The 17,205-nt window shown below is 57.9% G+C and carries 31 protein-coding genes; 2 read left to right on the forward strand and 29 right to left on the reverse strand.

Annotated elements, in window-relative coordinates; translation table 11 throughout:
- The first annotated feature begins 27 nt into the window (after nt 1-27).
- Nucleotides 28-168: a hypothetical protein gene (locus HMPREF9371_RS12775; protein ID WP_198003621.1), complete on the forward strand. Its 141-nt coding sequence runs from the start codon at nt 28-30 to the stop codon at nt 166-168.
- A gap of 54 nt (nt 169-222) precedes the next feature.
- Entirely contained in the window at nt 223-498 is a 276-nt protein-coding gene (locus HMPREF9371_RS07525; protein WP_009119433.1) for a hypothetical protein, read from the forward strand.
- Nucleotide 499: 1 nt separating this feature from the next.
- Here HMPREF9371_RS07525 and HMPREF9371_RS07530 read toward each other — a convergent pair whose 3' ends face one another.
- The 29 genes from HMPREF9371_RS07530 to HMPREF9371_RS07670 form a co-directional block, all read right to left on the reverse strand.
- Nucleotides 500-676: a GpE family phage tail protein gene (locus tag HMPREF9371_RS07530; protein WP_009119434.1), complete on the reverse strand. Its 177-nt coding sequence runs from the start codon at nt 674-676 to the stop codon at nt 500-502.
- Nucleotides 660-965: a phage tail assembly protein gene (locus HMPREF9371_RS07535; RefSeq protein WP_009119435.1), complete on the reverse strand. Its 306-nt coding sequence runs from the start codon at nt 963-965 to the stop codon at nt 660-662. The genes HMPREF9371_RS07530 and HMPREF9371_RS07535 overlap by 17 nt, the downstream gene beginning before the upstream one ends.
- Before the next feature lie 122 nt (nt 966-1,087).
- On the reverse strand, nt 1,088-1,606 hold the full coding sequence (locus tag HMPREF9371_RS07540; RefSeq protein WP_009119436.1) for a phage major tail tube protein: 519 nt from the start codon (nt 1,604-1,606) through the stop codon (nt 1,088-1,090).
- 11 nt (nt 1,607-1,617) lie between these two features.
- A complete protein-coding gene (locus tag HMPREF9371_RS07545; protein WP_009119437.1) occupies nt 1,618-3,021 on the reverse strand; it encodes a phage tail sheath family protein in 1,404 nt (467 codons plus the stop codon).
- A 12-nt stretch (nt 3,022-3,033) separates the two neighbouring features.
- A complete protein-coding gene (locus HMPREF9371_RS07550) occupies nt 3,034-3,498 on the reverse strand; it encodes a Gp37 family protein (protein WP_009119438.1) in 465 nt (154 codons plus the stop codon).
- A complete protein-coding gene (locus tag HMPREF9371_RS07555; RefSeq protein WP_009119439.1) occupies nt 3,498-3,941 on the reverse strand; it encodes a gp436 family protein in 444 nt (147 codons plus the stop codon). The genes HMPREF9371_RS07550 and HMPREF9371_RS07555 overlap by 1 nt, the downstream gene beginning before the upstream one ends.
- A 3-nt stretch (nt 3,942-3,944) precedes the next feature.
- Nucleotides 3,945-4,211, reverse strand: coding sequence for a hypothetical protein (locus HMPREF9371_RS07560; RefSeq protein WP_009119440.1), 267 nt, complete (start codon nt 4,209-4,211; stop codon nt 3,945-3,947).
- A 3-nt stretch (nt 4,212-4,214) separates the two neighbouring features.
- On the reverse strand, nt 4,215-4,556 hold the full coding sequence (locus HMPREF9371_RS07565) for a capsid cement protein (protein WP_009119441.1): 342 nt from the start codon (nt 4,554-4,556) through the stop codon (nt 4,215-4,217).
- Between the two features lie 11 nt (nt 4,557-4,567).
- Nucleotides 4,568-4,846: a Gp49 family protein gene (locus HMPREF9371_RS07570; protein WP_009119442.1), complete on the reverse strand. Its 279-nt coding sequence runs from the start codon at nt 4,844-4,846 to the stop codon at nt 4,568-4,570.
- Nucleotides 4,847-4,924: 78 nt separating this feature from the next.
- On the reverse strand, nt 4,925-5,857 hold the full coding sequence (locus HMPREF9371_RS07575; RefSeq protein ID WP_009119443.1) for a hypothetical protein: 933 nt from the start codon (nt 5,855-5,857) through the stop codon (nt 4,925-4,927).
- Nucleotides 5,858-5,879: 22 nt separating this feature from the next.
- Nucleotides 5,880-6,944 (reverse strand): hypothetical protein, encoded by a 1,065-nt coding sequence (locus tag HMPREF9371_RS07580; RefSeq protein ID WP_009119444.1) that lies wholly within the window; start codon nt 6,942-6,944, stop codon nt 5,880-5,882.
- A gap of 207 nt (nt 6,945-7,151) precedes the next feature.
- Nucleotides 7,152-7,502 carry a Mor transcription activator family protein gene (locus tag HMPREF9371_RS07585; RefSeq protein WP_009119445.1) on the reverse strand — a complete coding sequence of 117 codons (351 nt, stop codon included), beginning with the start codon at nt 7,500-7,502 and terminating at the stop codon, nt 7,152-7,154.
- The gene (locus HMPREF9371_RS07590) at nt 7,492-7,968 is read right to left on the reverse strand and encodes a gp16 family protein (protein ID WP_009119446.1); all 477 of its coding nucleotides are present in this window, start codon (nt 7,966-7,968) and stop codon (nt 7,492-7,494) included. The genes HMPREF9371_RS07585 and HMPREF9371_RS07590 overlap by 11 nt, the downstream gene beginning before the upstream one ends.
- 60 nt (nt 7,969-8,028) lie before the next feature.
- Nucleotides 8,029-8,301: an HU family DNA-binding protein gene (locus HMPREF9371_RS07595; RefSeq protein ID WP_009119447.1), complete on the reverse strand. Its 273-nt coding sequence runs from the start codon at nt 8,299-8,301 to the stop codon at nt 8,029-8,031.
- Nucleotides 8,302-8,345: 44 nt separating this feature from the next.
- Nucleotides 8,346-8,543: a hypothetical protein gene (locus HMPREF9371_RS07600; RefSeq protein WP_009119448.1), complete on the reverse strand. Its 198-nt coding sequence runs from the start codon at nt 8,541-8,543 to the stop codon at nt 8,346-8,348.
- A gap of 3 nt (nt 8,544-8,546) precedes the next feature.
- The gene (locus HMPREF9371_RS07605; protein ID WP_009119449.1) at nt 8,547-9,434 is read right to left on the reverse strand and encodes a recombination-associated protein RdgC; all 888 of its coding nucleotides are present in this window, start codon (nt 9,432-9,434) and stop codon (nt 8,547-8,549) included.
- A gap of 2 nt (nt 9,435-9,436) precedes the next feature.
- On the reverse strand, nt 9,437-10,051 hold the full coding sequence (locus tag HMPREF9371_RS07610; RefSeq protein WP_009119450.1) for a DUF3164 family protein: 615 nt from the start codon (nt 10,049-10,051) through the stop codon (nt 9,437-9,439).
- A complete protein-coding gene (locus tag HMPREF9371_RS07615) occupies nt 10,035-10,448 on the reverse strand; it encodes a hypothetical protein (protein WP_009119451.1) in 414 nt (137 codons plus the stop codon). The genes HMPREF9371_RS07610 and HMPREF9371_RS07615 overlap by 17 nt, the downstream gene beginning before the upstream one ends.
- Nucleotides 10,445-10,948, reverse strand: coding sequence for a hypothetical protein (locus tag HMPREF9371_RS07620; protein WP_040660969.1), 504 nt, complete (start codon nt 10,946-10,948; stop codon nt 10,445-10,447). The genes HMPREF9371_RS07615 and HMPREF9371_RS07620 overlap by 4 nt, the downstream gene beginning before the upstream one ends.
- 131 nt (nt 10,949-11,079) lie before the next feature.
- Complete coding sequence (locus HMPREF9371_RS07625) at nt 11,080-11,334, reverse strand: hypothetical protein (protein ID WP_009119453.1); 255 nt, start codon at nt 11,332-11,334, stop codon at nt 11,080-11,082.
- Nucleotides 11,303-12,013: a hypothetical protein gene (locus tag HMPREF9371_RS07630; RefSeq protein WP_009119454.1), complete on the reverse strand. Its 711-nt coding sequence runs from the start codon at nt 12,011-12,013 to the stop codon at nt 11,303-11,305. Before HMPREF9371_RS07630 ends, HMPREF9371_RS07625 begins: the two co-directional genes overlap by 32 nt.
- A gap of 2 nt (nt 12,014-12,015) precedes the next feature.
- The gene (locus HMPREF9371_RS07635) at nt 12,016-12,270 is read right to left on the reverse strand and encodes a hypothetical protein (RefSeq protein WP_009119455.1); all 255 of its coding nucleotides are present in this window, start codon (nt 12,268-12,270) and stop codon (nt 12,016-12,018) included.
- Nucleotides 12,257-12,502, reverse strand: coding sequence for a hypothetical protein (locus HMPREF9371_RS07640; RefSeq protein WP_009119456.1), 246 nt, complete (start codon nt 12,500-12,502; stop codon nt 12,257-12,259). The genes HMPREF9371_RS07635 and HMPREF9371_RS07640 overlap by 14 nt, the downstream gene beginning before the upstream one ends.
- Nucleotide 12,503: 1 nt before the next feature.
- On the reverse strand, nt 12,504-13,643 hold the full coding sequence (locus HMPREF9371_RS07645; RefSeq protein ID WP_009119457.1) for an ExeA family protein: 1,140 nt from the start codon (nt 13,641-13,643) through the stop codon (nt 12,504-12,506).
- The gene (locus HMPREF9371_RS07650) at nt 13,643-15,430 is read right to left on the reverse strand and encodes a DDE-type integrase/transposase/recombinase (RefSeq protein WP_009119458.1); all 1,788 of its coding nucleotides are present in this window, start codon (nt 15,428-15,430) and stop codon (nt 13,643-13,645) included. The genes HMPREF9371_RS07645 and HMPREF9371_RS07650 overlap by 1 nt, the downstream gene beginning before the upstream one ends.
- 3 nt (nt 15,431-15,433) lie before the next feature.
- Nucleotides 15,434-16,342, reverse strand: coding sequence for a hypothetical protein (locus tag HMPREF9371_RS11060; RefSeq protein WP_009119459.1), 909 nt, complete (start codon nt 16,340-16,342; stop codon nt 15,434-15,436).
- Nucleotides 16,329-16,643 (reverse strand): hypothetical protein, encoded by a 315-nt coding sequence (locus HMPREF9371_RS07660; RefSeq protein WP_156787009.1) that lies wholly within the window; start codon nt 16,641-16,643, stop codon nt 16,329-16,331. The genes HMPREF9371_RS11060 and HMPREF9371_RS07660 overlap by 14 nt, the downstream gene beginning before the upstream one ends.
- 5 nt (nt 16,644-16,648) lie before the next feature.
- Entirely contained in the window at nt 16,649-16,945 is a 297-nt protein-coding gene (locus HMPREF9371_RS07665) for a winged helix-turn-helix transcriptional regulator (protein ID WP_009119461.1), read from the reverse strand.
- Between the two features lie 13 nt (nt 16,946-16,958).
- A complete protein-coding gene (locus tag HMPREF9371_RS07670; RefSeq protein ID WP_009119462.1) occupies nt 16,959-17,150 on the reverse strand; it encodes a DNA-binding protein in 192 nt (63 codons plus the stop codon).
- Between the last annotated feature and the right edge of the window lie 55 nt (nt 17,151-17,205).

A 17,205-nucleotide genomic window follows, 5' to 3' on the forward strand; every position in this document is an offset into this window, starting at 1 on the left:
CGCCAACCCGGCAGAATTGCCCTTGAAGTGTTGCATCTCACGATTCAAACGCTGCTGCTCGCGCCGCAAGATTGCCGTGCTGCGCCGGACACTATCAACACCACCGCCCAAGGAGCGGAGTGCGGCAATGGTGCCACCCATTGCGGCACCGACTTTGACGACTATTGATAACTCGGCAGACATATTTTATGATTTCGTCAGATAGTAAAAAGGAGGTGTGTCATGGAAGTATTGGCCGTTCTGTTCGTTTTGTTCATGGCAGCCGTTTATCTTGCAACTTTTGTTATCGGCTCAATGGGCTTAACCCTGTGGGCAGGCGCATCGGCATGGAAGGGAGTGCGCTTCAAAGCAGCTGAAAAACAACGCCGCCAACAGCAAGCGGAACGGCACGCCCAAGCGGTGAGCGATTACCGCAAACCTTATGATGCACAACGCAGCGCAGAGAACTTGGCTTACTGGCAGCAGCGTCTGAAACAAGACAACGCCGCAGCCCACTGAATCAAAATCCTTTCCGGTAGCCCGCCTTGATTTGGCGGGCTGCTTCTTTTTGGAAGGCAGCAAAGTCCGCCACATCCAAATCGTCAATCGCCTGCGGCGTCCAACCAAACCACCATGCCACATCGGCACAGGCCGCCAGCAACTGGCGCTGAAACTCGGCTTTATCGGCCGGCGGCAACGGGCGGCTCGGTGCAGGTGCGAAAAAACTCTTGCAGCTGTCTGTAATCGCACAAATCCAAATCTTCCAAATCTTCCGGCACCAAGCGGCACAGGCGCGCCAACATGGCGATTTCTTGAGCGGCCTCGCCTTCAAAGTGCGAGACGGCACGCAGGTCCCCCACCTTGGCACGGCGCATGGTGACGCTCTCCAAACGGGTGCCGTCGGCCAACACCACCGGACAAAACAATTCGATCACCTTGTTCACACCCAAGTTCTCTTGCAGTTTTTGCGCTTCGTTTTGTGCCATTTCTTCATTCCTTTATAAAATCGCCGGGCGGGACGGCCAAATAAAAAAACCCACCATCTGTATGAGATGGTGAGTTTAGTTTTTGCCCGTCTGAAAGGCTTTTAAAGGGCTTTAATAAATTGCTATTGCCCGATATTTCGCCGCATCTGCGCCAGCTGGTCTTGACCGTTGACGCGGTATTTATTGGCGAAAGCATCGAAGTACAGTAGCTCGCGGCCGCCGGCTTTGACGCTGCCGGCCGTGCAGGTAAAGGTGCTCGGCCATTCTGCGCGCTCTTTGGGTTTGTAGCCGCCCAAGGGCACCTTGCTGAACTTGACCGTCAGCACCACCACCACCGGCTCTTCTTTGACCAAGCCTTCACCATTGTGGGTTTGCAGATTGCCGCGCACCATCAGCTGCTGCGCCTTAAAGGGCAGATACACCCCGTTGAACGCATCGGCATACAGGCTGTTCCAACTGATTTCGCCTTCGCCCACCTTAAAGCCCTTGGGCAGGTTAATGTCAAACGCCAAGCCCAAACCGGCGTGTTCGTCCTGCAGGATTTCGATTTCCGGCAGCTTTACCTCGTTGGCGCGGCCGATCTGGGTATTGCCGTTCAGATACAGATTGGCGTTGTAAATCACATTCAATTCAACACTCATGTTTCACTCCTTCAGGTAGCCTGACGGTTGACCAGATTAACCAAATACTTGCGGGTCATCACAGACTTATTGGTGATGCGCTCGCCCGGAAGTTTGGGGGTGTAGTCGTACACAATGGGGATTTGCCCCTTAGAAAACGCATCCACCAAGTCGTAGTCGTAATCCAAGCCCACCGAATGGCCGACAATCGATTTGAGCGTGCCAAAATAGGTGTCGTAACCCGCAATCAGGCTGTCGAGCAGGGCATCGTCAATCGGACGATCGACATATTGCAGGGCGAAGCGGCGCAGGCTCTCATCAATCACATCCCCTGTCCTCTGCGCAACCTCGAAGTTTTTGATGTGGGATTCGGCCGGGAAGCAGGCCAAGCGGTTACCCCACAATCTAAAGCCGCTGCCGTAGCTGTTGAATACGGTGGTCACGCCGCGCTCGTTGAGGCGGTTGGTTTCCGACTGCGGGTCGTCGCCGCGGGCGGTGAGCGGGATTTCCAAGCCCACTACACCCTTCAGTTCATGGTTGGAAATAGAGAACCAATAACCCTTCTCCACATCCATCTTCATGCGCAGCCCAGCCGCATGGGTGGCCAGGCTCTCCAAACCGAGGATGCCGCGCACGTGCGGGAAGAACAGCTGCACACGGTCGGAACCGGTTTGGAAGTTGATGGTGCCCTGCGGGCCGCGGCCTTCGAGCGCCTGGCTCAGGGTGGTACCGGCGGGGGCATCCACATAGGCAATGGCGTGCAACTTGTCGGCCAACGTGATCATCGCCGCCGCACAGGTGGCGGTTTTGTCGTACTCCGGCACAATCAGAATCTTGGCATCCGCGCCGAAGCGGTTGAAACCCTCGGTCAACAGTTCCATACCGGTGCGCTTGCCTGTGCTGGCCACATACGCGCCGATGATGTCGGCTTCCTGCACCTTGCTTGGATCGGTGTGGGTGTAGTCGATGGTGGGTTGGGTGGGCTTGGCGGCAAACACCACCTCGCCGCTCAGGGTGTCGATGCGGTATTGGCTGCCCTCGGTCAGGGGGCTACCTGAATCTTTGACCGTGTAGGTGCCCGCTTGGATGGCCGGCTTGGCGGTGCGGGCGCTCAGGGTATCGGCATCCACGGTCAGCACTTCGCCGCTGACGACGGACTTGTGTTTGGCCGGGTCGCACACATTGATCAGGTAGGCAATGCCGCTGCCGTAGCGCGTCCAAATGTGCGCCGCATCGGGCAGGGTAAAGCCCTTGCCGGTCAGCTCGCCGCCGAAAGCGGCAAAGTCTTTTTTGGTTTGGCACATAACCAGCTCGTTGACCGGGCCGACCGGGGCGGTGCCGATGATGGCGGTAATCGCGCCGTCTACGGTGTAGACCGGGGAGGAGCCGCCGTCGATGCGGATGGTCTCCGTGCCGTGATGATAGGCTGCTGCCATAATGGTTTCCTTCTAAGGTTGGGGTTTGAGGTAAATGTCGCTCACCTTGGGGCGGGTGTCCGGCGGGCATTGCTGCACCTGCTGGGTTTCGGTGGCCAAGCGCAGCTCGTACTGCCACACCCCGCCCGCCTCGCTTAAAAACGCCTCGGAGACAAGGTGTATGGGATTGCAGTGCACCGGCTTGTGGCCGGTCAGCGCCAGGCGTAGGCGGTCGAGCAAATCCAGTGCGCCGGCGTCGTTGTGTACGCCGCGGGCAAACACCGTCAGATACAGGTTGAGCGTGCGCTGCTGCACCACGGCCTGCACATCGTGCGGCTTGGCGAACTGGCTGCCCTGATAACCCACCAGCACCGCGCCTTTCGGATGGGCAAAGCGGTAACCGTCCGGCCGGTCGGGGAACAGCCGCGCCTCAATGTCCGGCATCTGCGCCGCCACGCGCTCCACCACGTCTTGCAATATCGGTAAGGTCGCCGCCATCAGTAGCCGTTCCAGTCTTGTTTGTTCGGGGCGCGCACATGGTAGGCACCCGGTTCGGGCTGTACCTGTTCGGTGGCGTCGGCGATGCCGCGCAAGCCCAGATGCAGCTTGCCGGCCTGCACTTCTTTTAAAAGCTTCATGGCATCGTCGTAAGCCAGCTGCAATTCCTTGGGCAACTCGCCGCCGTTAAAACGGCGCTTGTGTAACCAGTAGCGGGCCAAGTCGGTACACCATAGCCGCAACATGGTCGGCACAGGCGACAGCGGCAGCGTGTAGCGGCCCATCAGGTAGCCGTCGGCCAGCTCGCAAGCGTAGGCAATGGCGCGGTCGACCACCGCCCAATCCGGCGCGGCGGTGCGGTAGTCGGCCATCTCATCATTGGTGAGCTGAGTCAGCTCGCTCAGGCTGACGGCGGCGCTCAGATCGTCGCGGCTGATGTACATGGCTTACTCCGCCTTCCGGCCGCCGCGCTTGGGCTTGTCTTCCGTCGGTGGCGTATCCGCTTCAGCAGGCGGTGTGTCGGCAGGCAGAGCCGCCTCTTCGGCGGTGGCCAAGTCTGCGGCGCTGATGCTGCCTTCGGTAACATGGGCGGCCACCAGCTGATACTGCTCCGGCGTCAGTTCCACCGCTTCGCCGCGCTCGACGCGGTATTCCACGCCCTCGGCGTTTTCCAAAATCAAGGGAGTGTTGGCGATATAGACTTTTTGGGACATGGTTTAGCCTTTCAAAAACACTTGGATTAACTCACCGGCACCTGCCGCCGCAGAACGGGCGGTGCCGGCCACCTTGCCGCTGCCGGTTTTCACTGCACAGCCTTGAGCGTCGGCCGACACATCGTCACCCACTGCCACTTGGCCGCCGGCTTCCACCAGCGCAATGCCGACGATTTCCACCGCCATCGCATCGCCTGTTTCCACGTCATACGGTGCGACGCCGTACACCTTTTCATCGGCCACCGCCTGCTTGCCCGTATGGGCGACAAAACGGTTGGCCACCACTTTGCCGGTTGCCTTTACGGTATCCACCAGCACTACTTTTTTTGTCGGTTTGGACATCATCGTCTCCTTAATCAGCCACCCGCCAACATCAGGTCGGCATATTGGTTGGTTTTGGCGCGATAGCCTTCCAGCGCCCACATTTGATTGACGGCATCTTCGTAAGCCATCTTCCGGCCGACCTCTTCGTCAAACATTGAGGGCAGCAGACAGGCCGATTTGCCGATCACGACAAAGCCGCTTTTCAGCACCAAGGCGCAAACCGTGCAGGTCTCGCCGAAACGCTGGTATTCCACATCGGCAACAGCGGCTTCTAAATCGGCTTTGGTCAGAGGTTGGATTTTTTCAGTCACGGTATTCTCCCGAGGCTGCCTGAAACCTTATCCGCGGCACAGCCCGACCGGAGTGTGCTTCAGGTAGCCTGTTGTCAATCAAGCAATCGCGTTTTCAAATAGGAAGCCGCAGGCACCGCCGATCACCGCAGCTTTGCGGATATCGGTGTAGCGCACGAATTCCACCTTGCCGCCCACGCCGTCGTAGCGGTCCACCACCGGCATACCGCGGCGGCGGAAAGTGTAGGCGAAGGCCGGCACGTTCTCGTCGTTGCCGTCGGTGGCAATGGTCGGGCGCACAATCAGCGCGGCAAACTTGCCCCACACGTCTTGGGTCGGCTTCTTGCCGTCGGCGCTGGCCACTGCCTCGCCGACAATGATGTCGTCCACATCGAGCAGGCTTTTGAGAATGTCGATGCCGAGGATGGCTTTGCGCTCGCCACTGGCCAGCAGACCGCGCAGACCGTCGTGCAAAGACAGTTGGTGCAGTACAGACGCGCCCACCACCAACACATTCGGCTTCACGCCGCAGGCCGCGCGCACGGTTTCCTTGGCATTGGCAATATCTTCCTGCGGGTCGGATGTGCCGGTGCTCCATTGGGTGGCCGAGGCCAGGTCTTTGTGGTGGCCGGAGGCGTAACTGTCGCGGGTTTGGATCAGCTTGGCGATTTCGATTTCCTGCTTCAGCTGCACACCGGCGGTCACGCGGCGGGCGGCCTTGGCTTGTTCGTCAAAGCGTGATTCGTGCTGCTCGCGGTAGTCCACACCGGCGGCCAAGTCGTGCTCTTCCAGCACCACCGGCATATAGCCGCCGCGGTCCAGCGTGATCACATTGCTGTCGGCACCCACGGCTCGCTCGGTGTCGTATTCGACAAACGCGCCCTTGCCGTATTTGGGCACCTTGATGCCTTCTTTTTCGACATACACCACCGGAGCGATGCGTTCGCCGATAAAGGCACCCTGTTTGTGGCCGATGGCCAGATTGGTCAGCACCTCGTCGCGTTCGCGCAGGTCTGATAAGTGCTTGCTCATGGTTTTTCCTTTTCAGAGGGGGTTAAGCTTGGGCGGTACGGCGGGCAGCGGTGGCGTAGTCGATGCCTTCCGCCTGCATCAGGGCAACCGCGCGTTGGTGATGGGTCATGCCTTCGGTGAAACTCACCGCACCGGCGGGTTTGCCGCTCTGCTTGGCCACTTCACCGCCGGGGAACTGCTGCGGCAGCACCGCCTTGAAAAAATCACGCAATGCCGTGGCCAAGGGCTTCTTGGCTTCGCCCTCGCCGAAATCGGCGGTGGTGTGCTCGGGGTATTCGGCAAAGTCCAGCACCTGCACCACCAAATCTTTATCGGCGGGTTTCAGGTGGCCGGACTGCACCAGAGATTCGGCAAAATCGGCATTGGCCTCGTGCGCCGCGTCACGCAAGGCTTGCTCCTGCTCGTCCTGCAGCTTTTTCAGCTCAGCCTTGGCCTGTGCTGCAGCGGCTTCGGCCTGTTCGCGGGCGGCCTTTTCGGCGGCCAGTTGTTCGGGGGTGATGGTCATGGGTGACTCCTTGTCTTCGGGTTGAGGGGGATTGGGCGGGGTGGTTTCAGGTAGCCTGTCTGTTTCGTCCGCTTCGGCAAAGTCGCGCACGCCGAACAAGCGCAGCAGGCGGCGCAGCAAACCCACTGCCTCGGCTTCGGGCTGGAACACCTCGCTGAACTCGACAATGCCGGCGGTATCGGCGCAGAAATTGATGGGCTGCAAACCCTTCACCGCCGGTGCGGCCGCACCCAAAAAGCCCAAATGGCGCAGATACCAAACGCCGGGTTTGGGATTGGCCGGGTGTGCCGGCGGATAGAAACTGGCCGATACTTTCTTGTAGCGCCCGGCGCGCACCAGCTCCTTCAAGCCGTCGTCCACTTGGGCAAAGTCGGCCGAGAGCACACCGCCGTCGGCAGACAATCCGGCCACCCAGCCGTAGGCCGGGGCGTTGTCGGCCGGGTGGCCGATCACAATCGGTGCCTGATTGCGTTCGGGGTCGTAGGCCGCGGCGGCCTGCGCCACATCGGCTTCGGTGATGGTCACCGTATTGCCGTTATGGTCGGTGCGGGTGCCCGCCTTAAAAATTTGGAATTTGGACATAAGAAAAGCCCCATCGAAGTGATGGGGCTATCTTGCCGCTTGGGCGGCCAGAAATCTTTTAAAGGGCTTTAAGAATTTCAGCCGGAAATCCAAAACCGCACAGAAGCGTTTTTAAGCGCATTTGCCGCCGCAGGTAGGCATACCCCCGACCGCGCCGAGAATCGCAAGGAAATAGCGGTCAGGACAAAACCTGACCGCTATTTCATTTCAACCTTCCTCTACGGCAAACAAGTCGCCCTGATTTTCCCGGATTTTGGCCGCGCGCACCCGGTTCACCAGCTGGTATATCCACTGCACCGACAAGCCGTATTCTTTCGCCAATTCGAAATGGTTGCTGCCGTCGAACTTTTCAAAAATCTCCAAGTCCCGCTCATCAATGCCCCACAGCAGCCCGCGGGGAATATACAGATTGCAGCCGCCCCACTCGCGGGCGATACGCTTGGCCACGCTGTTGCCAATCTCTTCGGCCGTCTCCGGGGCAATCCCTTTCTGTTTCAACTCGTCTGCCACCTTGCCGACCAAATCGGCCAACAATTCGGCCACCCGTTCATTTGCCATATCCGCTCCTTTCCACCCGTTGTTTCCACTTCTTCAGATGCTCGATCACATCCGACGCCTTATCCGTGCCCAGCCAGCCGTGATAATCCACGCCCGTCATGCGCCTACAAAATTTCGCCAGCGCCTCCTCCGTAGGGTTCCGCACTTCGCCCAGCCGGTGCAGTTCCAACCACAGGGCACGGATTTTTTTGATTTGGCCGTCTACCCCCGCCGCCGCATCGCGCACCGGCAAATCCTTCCGTCCCGCCGGCGGTTTGGCCTTGCCGGTAACCACAAAGCCCAGCGCCTTCATGTGGCGCAATACCGTTTCCAGTTCGGCTACCGTCAGCGCCTTGCTGCTGGTTTTGCCGCGTGAGGCATTGGCCAACAGGGTGCGGTAGTCGTTGTCGGCCATCATCAGCTGACCCTTGGCCACGTGGATGAGCTTAATCAGACGGGCCTTCTTTTGGGCGGCAGTTTCTCTCATTTTGTCGTTTCCTGTAATTTTCCACTGATGCCGCCGACGGGCAGCGGCATCGATGGAACATCACTTCACGGCGTCTTTCAGCGCCTTGCCGGCCTTGAACTTGGGCGATTTGCCGGCCGGAATCGTCACGGCCTCGCCGGTGGCCGGATTGCGGCCCTGACGTTCGGCACGCTTGGTCACGCTGAATGTGCCGAAGCCCACCAAAGTAACGGCATCGCCTTGCTTCAGCGTGTAGGTAATGGCGTTGGTTAAAGCATCCAAAGCCTTGCCTGCCGCAGCCTTGCTGATGTCGGCCTCGGCGGCGATGATTTCGATTAATTCGGATTTATTCATGATTTAGCTCCTAATGTTGTTTGGGCGGGACCGCCGCCCGTTGGTTAATGCACGCTAATCGGCACCAATTCTTTGCCCGTGATGTCTTTAAATTCCCGCTGCACGATGTGCAAGGCAATCAGGGCGAGGTTTTGTGCCACGGTACCGCCGCCGGTATTGTCTTCCGGCAACGGCTCGTCCGATTGCAGATCGACCAGCACACCGCCCGGGCCGTCGGTCAGGGTGAGCGTTACCTTTGCCATACCTTACTCCGCCCATCCGTCCAAATGGCCGGCCAATTCGTCAATCAACTCGGTCAAAGCCGCCGACATCAGGATTTGACTGGCAAAGGCCAAGCTCTCGGCATTGCAGCTCTGTCCGTCAGCTTCCTGCTGCAACACGTCCAAATACTGGATGCGCTTCAGCGTGAAACCTGCAGTCAACACAAATGCCACTTTCTCTTTCCACACCAAGCCCAGTTCGGCAACGGTCTTACCGCTTTTCACGTGCTGCACCACTTCGTCGGCAGTCAGGTCTTGGCGGCGCACTTTGACTTCCGGTGCGACATCACCCGCACCACGCAGCAGGGCATCGCTGTCCAGTTCAAAGTTGCCTGCTGCTTCGCCACGCAACAGCCATTCGGTCATCAGGCAACCGAGCGACCGTTTGGTTGCCGGCAGCCGCGCGGCCATCGGCCCTAAAACCTCGCGCAGATGGGACAACAGATACTCGGCTTTGGCTGTGCTGGCGGTATCGACCAGCAGCTTGCCGCCGGCAAACACCGCCCGGGTATGGCTGCTGCGGGTCAGGGCGCGGGGCAGCAGTTCGTCGGTAATCTGCTCCTTCATCTCCTGCTTTTCCCGGCGGCCAACTGCGCGCCCTTCTTCGGCTTCGATTTTTTGCACTCGTTCGGCCAGCACGTTTTGGATCACGCCGGCAGGCAGCACCTTCTCTTCACGCTTCAGGGCAATGCCCACGGTTTTATCGGCGATATAGGCCAGAGCCGGCGAGAAAGACTGCGGTGCGGCAAAGCCGTCGCTGAACCAATCCATGCCCATGCAGGGGACAAAGGCCAGCTCGCCCAAACTCAAGCGCACATCGTCCGCATCAGGTGGTTCGGGTAGCAGGAACACCGTTAATTGCTTAAACCACATGGCTACACCTTTGCAATGTCCAAATTCATCATTTTGTATTCGCCCAAATCATCGCGCTCATGCACCCGGATGTAGGCTTTACTGGTATGCACCTGCAGGCTGTCGGAGAGCGCCTCCATCGCCCGCCGCCATTTGGCGTCATCGATTTGCAGGCGGCGCAGCCCCAACACGCGGGTAGTGCTGATGTTGCCTTCTTTGTCCACTTGGAAAGCGGCGTTGACCAGCGTTTTCAGCTCGGTGCGGCTGCCTTCCGTCCATTCGTTAATGCACTCGTCGATTAAGGCTTTGGCCGCCAATAAACCTTCGTCGAACATCAGGCTGTCCTGCATCGCCAGCTGTACGCGGTAGCGGCCGTCGAAGCTGTGCAGGGTAACATTGCCCTTCTTGCCGCCCAGCTTCGCGCCGAAGCGCTCGCCGGACAGTTCCACAAATGCGCCGATGTCGCCCATCGAATGGGTTTTGAAGTCGGCCATTTCCTGCCGCAGCGTTTTGGCTTTGGCCACAATGCCCATCACCAATTCGTCGCGCACGAGGTCAATTTCGCGGATGTTTTCCAGCGGCACCAGATTTCCCTTGGCATCCTGCCGGTATCGGCTCATATCAACTGCTTGTGTCATCGTCTCTTCCTTCCATCAAAAATTGTTGTCTCTTGCCCATTTTTTCGCCCAGCTCGTTGAGCATTCCGGCCAGCCGCTGCTTGTTGCGGGCGATTTCTTCGGGCGTCCATGTGCGCCGGTATTCCAGCGCCGGCGGGGGCGGCACCGGTGGCAGGCAATCCATCAACATCTTGGGCGTCGGCCATTTGTCGGCCTGCCCCCAAAACACCGCAAACGCCCGCTCCAGTCTCGGCACATCCCGCGTGTCGTCCCAAGCAATCGGGGCAGCGTCAAACGCCGCAATCCAAGCCTGGAACATCCCGTCCGCCGCATCGGCTGGCGGGTGGCCGGGCAGCCGCATGGCCAAGGTGCGCTGCAGGCCGTCTATCAGCGTGTTGTTGACTTTGGGCGTCATCATCGCCGGTATTTCTCCCCGGCCGCCGCGCCCTGCAAGGTGGTGCTGGGGGCCGCTGGCTGAGGCTGCGGGCTAGCTGAAACTGTTTGTCCGTCTACTACCGCCGGCAGGGTGCCGGCCGTCTTTTCAGGCGTCCAAAAGGTGATGTTTTCCAACAACCAGCCGTGGGTAGTGAGCGGGGTTTGCAGCTTGCCCGCCGAACGCGCCTCAAGCGCGCGCTGAAACGCCCAAATCCAAGCCTCGCGCGGGGCGGGGTAGGTTTGGCGGTTGCGGGTGATCTCCCCCGACTGAATCATCGGCACCAACTCGCCCAGCAGTTTGGCGGCACGGTCCCAAGCCAAGTCTTTCTTGGCCGGGCGGAACAGACCCACATAGCGCAGGGCGGCTGCCGTCAGTTCGTCCGACATCGCCACCACCGCCGCCACCAGCGCGCGGGCGTCTTCGTGGGCGATAAACAGTTCGATACTGCCGGATGCGCCGCAGTTAAGGCATTTGGCTTTCATTTCGTCTCTTTCCCGTATAAGCGTTTCCAAGGCAGCTGCCATTTCCAAATACAATTTTTTACGCTCTATCAGCATTTGCGAACCTGCCAAGCGCGCGGCCTTTCGGATGATTTTCAGCATCTGTATGGGTGTCATTGCTTATCCTTCAGCCTGTGTACGACACCGCCGCGGAGTGCGCGGATGTCGTCTTGGCTTTGGCCGTTGAGGCTGCTGATGTTGTCCGCGCCCAATAATTCGGCGGCCTGAATCTCCACTACCACGGTTTTGATGATGTTTTCGCTGATTTTGCTGGCAGCGTGGGCAGCATCGGGCGATACCTTGCCGTTGCGCAGGCCGTCCAGTACGTCGAACAGGTTATCTCGCAGTTTTTCGGTTGCGCTTTGCATGACGGGTCTCCTTTTTCAAATCGCGGTTAAGTTTGGCTGCTTCGCGCAGCTCGGGCGGAATGGCCAACAGTTGGGGGTTGGCGGTGAGCATCAACAGGTTTTCGCGCAGCGCTTCGATGGGGAACAGGTATTCCGACCATGCCATTTTTGCGCCGCGCAATACGGCTTTGTTTATTTCGATTTTTTCGTGGTTCACCAAAAACAGGCTGGGAATGATGAAGCAGTGGCGGTAGGCGTCCTCATCGTTTAAAGCGGCGTTATCGTCCTCTTTGACGATGACCACGAAAATATCGGTCTCGAATTTATTGCTGCATTTCATGCGGTATTTGTCTTCCGTGCCACGGCTGCCTTTGCTGCCTGTGGACGTCTTGATATCGATTTTTGCGCCGTTCAGGATAAAGTCGAAGCAGGGGTTGTTGTGGCGGATGGACAAGTTGGTGTTTACCGCTTCGGGCAGGTGTTTTTGAAAAATCCGCTCTCCCATGCGGCCTATTTCGCCCGACGTGCTGTTGATGATGGCCGCTTCGGTGATGCGCAGGCAGCCTGCATGGCGGGCAATCATGGTGGCCTGGATGATGTTCAGGCCCGCTTCTTCCGCGGCGGCCCGCAGCGGGGCCTGTTTGTACAGGCTGATAAAGCGGTCGGCCTGTTCTTGGGTTGCACCAAATGTGGACAGCATCGTTACTCTCCTTCCGGTTCCAAAACCACGCCAGCCATGCGCTCGGCATCACTCATTTCTGCATACGGGTCGGCCGTCTCTGTCGCCGGTACCGCCACACCCTGCCGCGGCTGCGGCGATTTGTCGGCCGCCGGAATCATGGCCAGCCCCAAAGCCATCAGCGTTACCAGCAGCAGCCGGATACACACGGCCCGCACCCATTCTTCCGGTATCCGGGGAGCCGATACCGGGTAGCCCCAATCGTTACGCCTTTCCATCTTCCACCCCGCTTTCTTCTTGCTCGTCAATCCCGGCCGCCTGTGCCAGCCGCACAATGTCTTCCCAGTCCAGCAAAAACCGCTTCCCCGTGGCCTCGCTTTCGATAATCGGCTCGCTATTGATCGTGATCAGCATTTGATATTTCATGCCGCCGATATCCCCCTTGCCAACCATCGCTCGCAGAAACCAATTGCCAGCCGGCAGAATACGTCCGTAAGTCGCTTGCTCCATCTCACACCCCCGCCACCATATCGGCATCCACCGGCAGACCCAGTTCGGCGGCCTGATTCATCGCTGCGGACACCAAGTTGTTTACCGCCAGCGGATACAGCAGGCTGTGTGTCTCCACCCCTTTACTGGCGCGGCCGCGCACGGTCAGGCGTTCGGCCACCGCATCCACCGCGCTCTCGTCCATAATTTGGGCGATGTCTGCGCCGGCGCGGGCGAACTTGTGTTTCAGGTAGCCTGCGAGCTTGCCGTCGGTCAGCGGCAGCAGGGTCACCAGCTCGCAGCGCTGCACCACCTCGCGCACGGCGGGGTTGTTTTCCGCCAGCTTTTGCGCCAGCTCGGTTTGCCCGATCAGCACAATGCCCAATAAGCGCTCAAAACCGTTTTTCAATTCAAAAAAGCGCTTCAAGTGCTTCAAGGTCGGCACCGGCAGGCTGTGCGCCTCTTCGATAATCAGCACATGGCGGTTGCCCGCTTTCGCGCTCTCTTGCAGAGCCTTGTGGATTTGTCTAAACCGTGCTTCCGGGCTGCGCTTGGGGCTGGTGCCTGGCGCGGCCGCTTCCAAGATGGCTTCGGCAATATGCGAGGCTTTCAGGGTTTTGCCCTTCTGGTCGTTGTCTTCCATCGCCAGTACATAGGGTTCAATCGTCACAATCTGCTTGCCCTCGCGCATGATGCGGTCTTGCAGGTCTTCGCGCAGGGTGGATTTGCCCGCGCCGCTTTCGCCCACCACCGCCACAAAACCACCGTGGGCCGCGGTCTGATACATCGCCTCGCGCACATAGCGTGCATCGGGAGTCATATACACATCCTCGGCGCAGCGGATTTCGTCCGAAAAGGGGTCGCGTGCCAAACCGAAATGGCGGCGTGCGGCTTGTGTTAAGGTGGCTTTTCTGAGTAACATATCGTTGTCCTCGCTTTCTTGAGTGATGGCAGGTGCGGCTTCCGGTTCGTTTTCCAGACATTGCGGAATGTCCGCACCATTCCTTGTAAAAAACTGCTTTAACTTCTCGCGCAGCTCGGCTGCGTCTTTTTTCGGCCATTGCCCGTGGTTGATCACCGCCACCAGCATCGGTTTGCTGCAGCCGATTTCGGCAGCGGCGGCGGCATAGGATTTGCCGATTCGTTTAAATGCCTCTTTCATCAAGCTCCTTTCACCAGTTTCAGGCTGCCTGAAGTTTTCAGGCGGTTAAATACCTCTTCGATTTGGCTTTCCGGCACCCCGTCCGGGTACAGCCGCAGCAGGGTTTTTGCCGCCTCCGCCCAGTTGCCGCCTTCGGCTTCCACCCTCGGTTTCAGCAACTTGGCCAGCTCCACCTTGCTCAACACCTGCTCGGCCACTTCCATGCGGTTGTAGTCCATTTGGGTTCCCTGCTTGGGCAGGTAGGCCACTTTGTTGCTGGCCAGCGCTTGTTCTTGGTGTGCGAAGGGGTCGAGGCGGCCGTTGAACGGCAGGGCTTTTTTCTTGCGCTTGGCTGCCGCTTCTTCCAGCGTGGCCGCGCCGTAGGCCAGTTTTTCCAGTTCCTTCTTATTGGTTTGCGCAGGCGTGTCGGCATGGGGTTTGTATTCCTCGCCAATCACCGCCGCGTCCGAACGAAAGCCCCAGCCGTTAAAGGCCACTTCCGGCACTTCCTGCCAGTATTCCCGCCCGTCCGCATCAAACCGCTGCACCCGCACCGAGCCTTGCTGCCAAGGATTTTTGGCAATGGTCAGCGTTTCACCTACCATCACAAACGGTACTTCGCGCACGTCATAGACCTTGCTGTTAAAGCCGATGGTCAAATCAGACTTCACTTTGCGCGTTTCCGGCCGGCTTAACACCAGTTCCCGGCAGTATTCCGCCGGCGGCGGCAACACCAATTGTTCGGCCTTGATTTTTTGCCAGGCGGTAAAGCGGGTCATGCCGTGGCGGCTGTGTTCGCGCTCACTGTTGAAATACACCATCCAGCGCTCGGCAAAGTTTTGCAGCTGCTCTATGCTGTCGATGCGCTTGAATTTCAGCCACCCTTCAAACTGGGTTTCCACCAAATTATTTGCATTTTCGACCCCACCTTTGGCGCGCGGCTGGCCCGGCTTGTTAATCTGTACCCGTATACCCATCTGCTTGCACAGATTGGTAAAGCCGTAGCCGGTATTGGCCGAGCCGGGGTCGAGCATCACCATTTTCGGCACCCCGCAAAACGGGAAGCGGCTGCGGTCGGCCTTCGGCTGCATGGCTTGGATAAAGGTCTCGCACAGGTTCTCCGAGTTCTCGCCACCGAAGACGTACCACACGAAAATGCAGCCGCTGCAGTGGTCGTACACCACATAGCGCCATACCCTGTCTAAAACGATGCGCTCAAGGTTGTGTGGTTTGTTTTTGTAGAACTCGGCCGCATCCATAAAGGTCAGCTCGCTTTGCCCCCGTTTCTCTTTGCTCGGCAGGTAGAACAACACACAAAGCGAAGCGTCAATCTGCCAGCAATGGTTCGGGTGCAGGCTCTGCATCGTATTGACCGGGTCGGGCTGGTTCAGTTGTTTCGGATGCAGGTGATAGTGTTTCAATGCCCGGCAAATGGTGCCGGCGCTCAGGTGGGTAACTTCCCCTGTCTCTTTGTCCACCCGCACCGGGTCGATTTCATTGTTGGCAATCAACATCTCCACCGCCCGTTCCACCGACACCAACTGCTTGCCGTTATTGCGGGGCGTAATCATCAGCGCCGCCGAAATCATGCGGGCGTCTTCCAAGCTCAGGGCAATCGCCCCCGCATCACTGCGCCGCTTGCGCGGCGGCTTCACCGTATCCGCCTTCAGCTTGCGGTGCAGCGTTTGGTAGCTCACCCCCAGCAGCGCCGCCTGCGCCTTAACGTAGGCAGACTTGCTGCCGTGCGGCAAGGTGGCCGCATGGTTGGCGATTTCCGCCAGTTTTTGGGGCAGAATCAGCGCAGCCATGCCTCACTCCTCTTTCAGCCACTCCGGCTCTTCTCCGTCCGGTACCGTGGCAGGCAGGCCGAAGCGGTCGCGCAGACGCTGCACATCCATCATGATTTGGTTCAGGCAGCCTGCCATCGTCGGCTGGAAGTTGAAGCCGTGCGCCTGCCCGTGGGCTTCCAGCTGCTCGAACAATTCGGCAAAGCGGCTGATGTCCGACCGCGCACCCACTGCGATGGATTCCATGCGGAAAACCAGTTCACTGCCCACATCTTCCGGCTTGGGCTCTTCGGCAGAACCCTGCTTCTTGGCCAGCTTTTCCGCCAACTCGTCCACTTTTTTGTTTTTCTGCGAAATCACTTCGTCTTTGGCCGATGCCGTTTCCTGTAAATCCTGCACCCGGCTTTCCAGTTCTGCCTTTTCAGCCGCCGCCTGTTCTTTTTCGGCAGCGTGTTTGGCCATGATTTGCTCCAGAACCTGCAACACCGCATCTTTGGTGGTCTCTTCTTTTTGAGCCATCTCAATCACCATCTCACGGTCTGCTGCGGGCAGCCTGCCAATCTGCGCCAATGTCCGTTGCGGGATACCTGCATTTTGGGCATATTCGAAAAACTCACCGCCCATGCGCTGGTAATTGCGAATATTGTTGTCTATGGTTTCTACGCTGCTGCCGATGGCATTGCAAAATTGCTCCCAAGTCGTAACAAATACGGATTCTCCATTGATAACCATTGGTAAATCTTTGTATTGTTTGCTTTGTTTAATATCTGCCAGCATTTCAATTTCCGTAACAGATACGAATCTGCGGGTAATCGCTGCCATTTTGATGGCACCGACCTGCTCCAAAATGCGTGCCTTCTCAAACGTCAGATTTTGGGCGGTTAATGCAGCAGCATTCTGCATCTCGCTGATAGGTAGGTTAGTGTTGGCCATGTTCACCCTCCAGCTTGTGTTTTAAGTTCAGCTTGGCCGCCAGAATCAACGCCCTCATTTCATCCACACCTTGATTGCACATGATATTCCGTACCAACAAGGCAGCCTTTAAGCAGTCTTTCTCGGTCGCTTCGTCCAGCAAGTTTTCGGTTGCCTCATCCGGATGGCTGCTCAACATATTTCCGATCATGACCTGCTGTTCAAACATGAGTGCGTAGTGCATCAGCAGTTCGCGTCGCAGCATTTCCTGTCTGGCCGCAGCCTCCATTTCAGCGATAAATTTTTTAACCCAATCATTCATAGTCATTACTCCATTGACCCAGCCATAATCCGCTGGTTGGTTTCACTGATTTGCTCCTGTAAACGAGCCACCTGATTACTGTAGGCTTGGGCAATCTGTAACATCTGGATAGAGTGTGCGAATCGCCCGTTGTCCAACTTCATCACCAGCCCTTCAGACATCAGATCATCTAGGTCGCGACTGATTTGTGCTGGACTTACTCCTAAGTTTTCAGCCAACTCCTTATTGCTGATACCTGAGAAACTTTGTCCTTTTAACGCCTTAAGTACCTTTAGAACACGCGTCCCTTTACTGCTGGCCATCCATCTACTCCTTTTAAGCCGCCGCCTTCATACCAAGCTTGACTGCAATCTCATGCGCTCTGCCGTATTTGGCCTTCGATTGCCCATTCAACACGCGGTAAACCTCGGATACGGTGTATCCGTTTTCTCGTGCCCATGCGGCAAAAGTTTCGCCTCGTTTTTCAAATTGTTTTTTGACTTGGTCTGGTGTCAGAGGTTTTTTCATAATCCTTCCGTCCTTTTTGTGGCAAAATTAAGTTGCACTTAAATACTTCTTAAAA

Source organism: Neisseria shayeganii 871, from assembly GCF_000226875.1.
Classification (GTDB): domain Bacteria; phylum Pseudomonadota; class Gammaproteobacteria; order Burkholderiales; family Neisseriaceae; genus Eikenella; species Eikenella shayeganii.

Coding starts and splice junctions, on each gene's coding strand:
- HMPREF9371_RS07525 (WP_009119433.1), top strand. CDS start 223: ATGGAAGTATTGGCCGTTCTGTTCGTTTTGTTCATGGCAGCCGTTTAT.
- HMPREF9371_RS07535 (WP_009119435.1), bottom strand. CDS start 965: ATGGCACAAAACGAAGCGCAAAAACTGCAAGAGAACTTGGGTGTGAAC.
- HMPREF9371_RS07540 (WP_009119436.1), bottom strand. CDS start 1,606: ATGAGTGTTGAATTGAATGTGATTTACAACGCCAATCTGTATCTGAAC.
- HMPREF9371_RS07545 (WP_009119437.1), bottom strand. CDS start 3,021: ATGGCAGCAGCCTATCATCACGGCACGGAGACCATCCGCATCGACGGC.
- HMPREF9371_RS07550 (WP_009119438.1), bottom strand. CDS start 3,498: ATGGCGGCGACCTTACCGATATTGCAAGACGTGGTGGAGCGCGTGGCG.
- HMPREF9371_RS07555 (WP_009119439.1), bottom strand. CDS start 3,941: ATGTACATCAGCCGCGACGATCTGAGCGCCGCCGTCAGCCTGAGCGAG.
- HMPREF9371_RS07560 (WP_009119440.1), bottom strand. CDS start 4,211: ATGTCCCAAAAAGTCTATATCGCCAACACTCCCTTGATTTTGGAAAAC.
- HMPREF9371_RS07565 (WP_009119441.1), bottom strand. CDS start 4,556: ATGATGTCCAAACCGACAAAAAAAGTAGTGCTGGTGGATACCGTAAAG.
- HMPREF9371_RS07575 (WP_009119443.1), bottom strand. CDS start 5,857: ATGAGCAAGCACTTATCAGACCTGCGCGAACGCGACGAGGTGCTGACC.
- HMPREF9371_RS07580 (WP_009119444.1), bottom strand. CDS start 6,944: ATGTCCAAATTCCAAATTTTTAAGGCGGGCACCCGCACCGACCATAAC.
- HMPREF9371_RS07585 (WP_009119445.1), bottom strand. CDS start 7,502: ATGGCAAATGAACGGGTGGCCGAATTGTTGGCCGATTTGGTCGGCAAG.
- HMPREF9371_RS07590 (WP_009119446.1), bottom strand. CDS start 7,968: ATGAGAGAAACTGCCGCCCAAAAGAAGGCCCGTCTGATTAAGCTCATC.
- HMPREF9371_RS07595 (WP_009119447.1), bottom strand. CDS start 8,301: ATGAATAAATCCGAATTAATCGAAATCATCGCCGCCGAGGCCGACATC.
- HMPREF9371_RS07600 (WP_009119448.1), bottom strand. CDS start 8,543: ATGGCAAAGGTAACGCTCACCCTGACCGACGGCCCGGGCGGTGTGCTG.
- HMPREF9371_RS07605 (WP_009119449.1), bottom strand. CDS start 9,434: ATGTGGTTTAAGCAATTAACGGTGTTCCTGCTACCCGAACCACCTGAT.
- HMPREF9371_RS07610 (WP_009119450.1), bottom strand. CDS start 10,051: ATGACACAAGCAGTTGATATGAGCCGATACCGGCAGGATGCCAAGGGA.
- HMPREF9371_RS07615 (WP_009119451.1), bottom strand. CDS start 10,448: ATGATGACGCCCAAAGTCAACAACACGCTGATAGACGGCCTGCAGCGC.
- HMPREF9371_RS07620 (WP_040660969.1), bottom strand. CDS start 10,948: ATGAAAGCCAAATGCCTTAACTGCGGCGCATCCGGCAGTATCGAACTG.
- HMPREF9371_RS07625 (WP_009119453.1), bottom strand. CDS start 11,334: ATGCAAAGCGCAACCGAAAAACTGCGAGATAACCTGTTCGACGTACTG.
- HMPREF9371_RS07630 (WP_009119454.1), bottom strand. CDS start 12,013: ATGCTGTCCACATTTGGTGCAACCCAAGAACAGGCCGACCGCTTTATC.
- HMPREF9371_RS07635 (WP_009119455.1), bottom strand. CDS start 12,270: ATGGAAAGGCGTAACGATTGGGGCTACCCGGTATCGGCTCCCCGGATA.
- HMPREF9371_RS07640 (WP_009119456.1), bottom strand. CDS start 12,502: ATGGAGCAAGCGACTTACGGACGTATTCTGCCGGCTGGCAATTGGTTT.
- HMPREF9371_RS07645 (WP_009119457.1), bottom strand. CDS start 13,643: ATGAAAGAGGCATTTAAACGAATCGGCAAATCCTATGCCGCCGCCGCT.
- HMPREF9371_RS07650 (WP_009119458.1), bottom strand. CDS start 15,430: ATGGCTGCGCTGATTCTGCCCCAAAAACTGGCGGAAATCGCCAACCAT.
- HMPREF9371_RS11060 (WP_009119459.1), bottom strand. CDS start 16,342: ATGGCCAACACTAACCTACCTATCAGCGAGATGCAGAATGCTGCTGCA.
- HMPREF9371_RS07660 (WP_156787009.1), bottom strand. CDS start 16,643: ATGAATGATTGGGTTAAAAAATTTATCGCTGAAATGGAGGCTGCGGCC.
- HMPREF9371_RS07665 (WP_009119461.1), bottom strand. CDS start 16,945: ATGGCCAGCAGTAAAGGGACGCGTGTTCTAAAGGTACTTAAGGCGTTA.
- HMPREF9371_RS07670 (WP_009119462.1), bottom strand. CDS start 17,150: ATGAAAAAACCTCTGACACCAGACCAAGTCAAAAAACAATTTGAAAAA.